The 3292-nt window shown below is 64.8% G+C and carries 3 protein-coding genes; 1 reads left to right on the plus strand and 2 read right to left on the minus strand.

The genetic code is table 11. The features are described from left to right. Window positions 1–443: alcohol dehydrogenase catalytic domain-containing protein (locus sphsw_RS20500; RefSeq protein WP_235188393.1), on the minus strand; the 443-nt coding region annotated here is incomplete at its 3' end. Window positions 444–566: 123 nt separating this feature from the next. Beyond that, complete coding sequence (locus sphsw_RS12980) at window positions 567–1850, minus strand: acyl-CoA dehydrogenase family protein (RefSeq protein ID WP_031394444.1); 1284 nt, start codon at window positions 1848–1850, stop codon at window positions 567–569. Between the two features lie 156 nt (window positions 1851–2006). Here sphsw_RS12980 and sphsw_RS12985 point away from each other — a divergent pair, with 156 nt between their 5' ends. Further along, window positions 2007–3236: a TetR/AcrR family transcriptional regulator gene (locus sphsw_RS12985; protein ID WP_031440974.1), complete on the plus strand. Its 1230-nt coding sequence runs from the start codon at window positions 2007–2009 to the stop codon at window positions 3234–3236. The last annotated feature ends 56 nt before the right edge of the window (window positions 3237–3292 follow it).

Genomic DNA, 3292 nt, shown 5'->3' on the forward strand with positions numbered 1-3292 from the left:
ATCGCGACACAGGCATGTTCGTGCACCAGCATCATCTCGGCATAGGCGCTCAGGTTCAGCATCTGCGCGATCGGTCGGTCACCCAGCATCAGCCGCGGCGGCGCGCCCTTCGGACGCCGCACCGAGCTGTCGACGCAGAGCGCCATGCGGCCGGTCACGCAGAATTCGCAGTGGCCGCAAAACGCCGACAGGCAGGTGACGACATGGTCGCCGACCTTGACCATGGCGACCTCGTCACCGACCGCCTCGACCACGCCGCACGCCTCGTGCCCCGGAATGGTCGGCATCGCATGCGGATAGGCGCCGTCGACGAAGTGCAGGTCGGAGCGACACACCCCGACCGCGACGGTACGGATCAACACCTCGCGCGGACCCGGCTTCGAGACGGTGACGTCCTCGATGCTGAGCGGCGTATTCGCTTCGAAAAGGACTGCGGCTTTCATGGGTGGTCTGGCTCCAGATTTGGCGGGCGCGCAATCAAAAATGCCGTTCGTCCTGAGCGAAGTCGAAGGACTGGCTCGTTCGGGGCATGTCCTTCGACTGCGCTCAGGACGAACGGGACAGGGTCAGCGGCTCACGCCGACATCCCCGCTCGACACGCCGCCTTTGCGAAAATCACCGTATTTGCCGAACTCGTTGCGTGCGATCGACCGGTTGTGGACCTCGTCGGGACCATCGGCGAAGCGCAGCGTCCGCATTGCCGCCCAGTCGTGCGCAAGCCGGAAATCGTCCGACACGCCGCCGCCGCCATGCGCCTGGATTGCATCGTCGAGGATCCTCAGCGCCATGTTCGGCGCGGCGACCTTGATCATCGAGATCTCGATCTGCGCGGATTTGTTGCCGGCCTTGTCCATCATGTCCGCGGCCTTCAGGCACAGCAGCCGCGTCATCTCGATATCGATCCGCGCGGTCGCGATCCGCTCCTCCCAGACCGAGAAGTCGGCGATCCGCTTGCCGAACGCGACACGGCTCAGCAGCCGCTTCGCCATCGCCTCGATCGCGGTCTCCGCGACGCCGATCGTCCGCATGCAATGGTGGATGCGGCCCGGCCCGAGCCGCCCCTGCGCGATCTCGAACCCGCGCCCTTCGCCCAGCAGCACGTTCTCGACCGGCACGCGGACATTCTCGAGCACGACCTCGCCATGCCCGTGCGGCGCGTGGTCATAGCCATAGACGGACAGCATCCGCTTGATCGTCACGCCGGGCGTGTCCATCGGCACCAGGATCTGGCTCTGCTGCTGATGCCGCGATCCCTCGAAGCTCGTCTTGCCCATGACGATCGCGATCTTGCAGCGCGGATCGCCGACCCCCGACGACCACCATTTCGTCCCGTTGATCACATAATGATCGCCGTCGCGGACCATCGACGTCTCGATATTGGTCGCATCCGACGACGCCACCGCAGGCTCGGTCATCAAAAAGGCGGACCGGACCTCACCGCGCATCAGCGGGCCGAGCCACGCCTCCTTCTGCTCGCGCGTGCCATAGCGGTGGAATACCTCCATATTGCCTGTATCGGGCGCCGAGCAGTTGAAACATTCGCTCGCCCAGCTGACCTTGCCCATCTCCTCGGCGCATAACGCATATTCAAGATTGGTCAGCTGCGTCCCCTCGAACACGAAGCTGTCATCGACGTGAGTCTGCCCGGAATGGGGGGGCATGAAGAAATTCCACAGCCCAGCGGCCTTGGCCTTTTCCTTCATCTCCTCGATCACCGGAATCACCTTCCAGCGCTCGCCATGGTGGGCCTGCGCGTCGTAATCGGCCTGACGCGGGCGGATATTCTGATCGATGAAGTCGCGCACGCGATCTCGGAAATAGGTCTCTCGGTCGCTGAAGCTGAAATCCATGCGGGCTCTCCATCGGTCCACGGTCTGGCGGTCGATTAGACCATACCGCGTATTCGGTAAAGCATCCCGGAGCGCGCCGAAAGCCGGTTTTCCGCTCGGCCACGAAAGCGCCTAAAAAGCACTGTAACTTCAAATCGAAGCTGTTAGAGTATTTTGATGAAGGTTCCGGCAGAGGCGATCGAAGACGGCGAACAGGGCACGAAGCGCTTCCGTGCCAAGCGTGACGCCATCCTCGCCGCAGCCGCAGAGGCGATCAACGAGCAAAGCGCCAAGGGCATGACCTTCGCGGACGTCGCGCGGCGGGTCGGGCTCAACACGACGAGCGTTACCTATTACTTCAAGCGCAAGGAAGACCTTGCCGCCGCCGCGTTCGAGAACACGCTCGATTATCTGCTGCGGATGCTCGACGAGGCGATGGTCGAGCCAACCCCGCAGGCGCGCGTCGCCCGCTATCTTGCGCTCAACATGGCGCGGCTCGGCCGGATCCACCGCGGCGAGGAAAAGGCGTTCGCGGTCCTGTCTGATCTGCGCGCCACCGAAGATCCGATCCGCAGCCGGCTGATGAACGGCTGGCGCGAGGTTTTCCGCCGCACCCGCCTCCTCTGGGGCCCGTCGACCGGCCGCGCGCAGACCGACATTCAGAGCGCGCGCGCCCACGTCCTGCTCGAGAATACCTTCTGGTTGCCGATCTGGCTGACGCGATACGAGCCCGACCAATATGCCCGTGTCGAGGCGCGACTGATGGACGTGTTCGCGCACGGCATCGCAGGACCCGGTGCGCGCTGGGCACCGACGCTGCTCGACCTCAGCCATGACGATGCCGAGCCGGGGCGCGAGGCTTTCCTGCTGGCGGCGACGCGGCTGATCAACGAACTCGGCTATCGCGGCGCATCGGTGCAGAAGATCGCGTCCGAACTGAACGTCACCAAGGGCAGCTTCTATCACCATCTCGATGCCAAGGACGATCTGGTCATCGCCTGCTATCGCCGCAGCTTCGACACGATCGCCGATGCGCAGGGACGCGGTGAGGCCGAGGGCGGCAGCTATTGGCACAAGCTGTCGAGCACCGTCGCGACTTTGCTCGACGTCCAGTTCGCCGAACGCGGTCCGCTGCTCCGCACGACGGCGCTCAGCGGCCTGCCGCCGAGCGTCCGCGACGCGATGGTCGAGCGGTCGAACGGGATCGCGCGGCGCTATGCGGGGATGATGATGGACGGGATCGGCGAGGGCTCGATCCGCGCGGTCGATGCGCTGATCGCCGCGCAGGCGCTGATGGCGGTCCAGAATGCCGCCTTCGACATGCGCAAATGGGCGTCGACCATGCCGCGCGAGCGGGCTGTGGCGATGTATGCCTCGACGCTGATGTACGGCCTGTTCGACGATTGATCGGCAGAGGATCGGCGGGGACCGGCACAGGCTGACTGCCGCGCCGCTCCCCGCCC

This window comes from Sphingomonas sp. FUKUSWIS1, from assembly GCF_000733135.1.
In the GTDB taxonomy this organism is placed as follows: domain Bacteria; phylum Pseudomonadota; class Alphaproteobacteria; order Sphingomonadales; family Sphingomonadaceae; genus Sphingomonas; species Sphingomonas aerolata.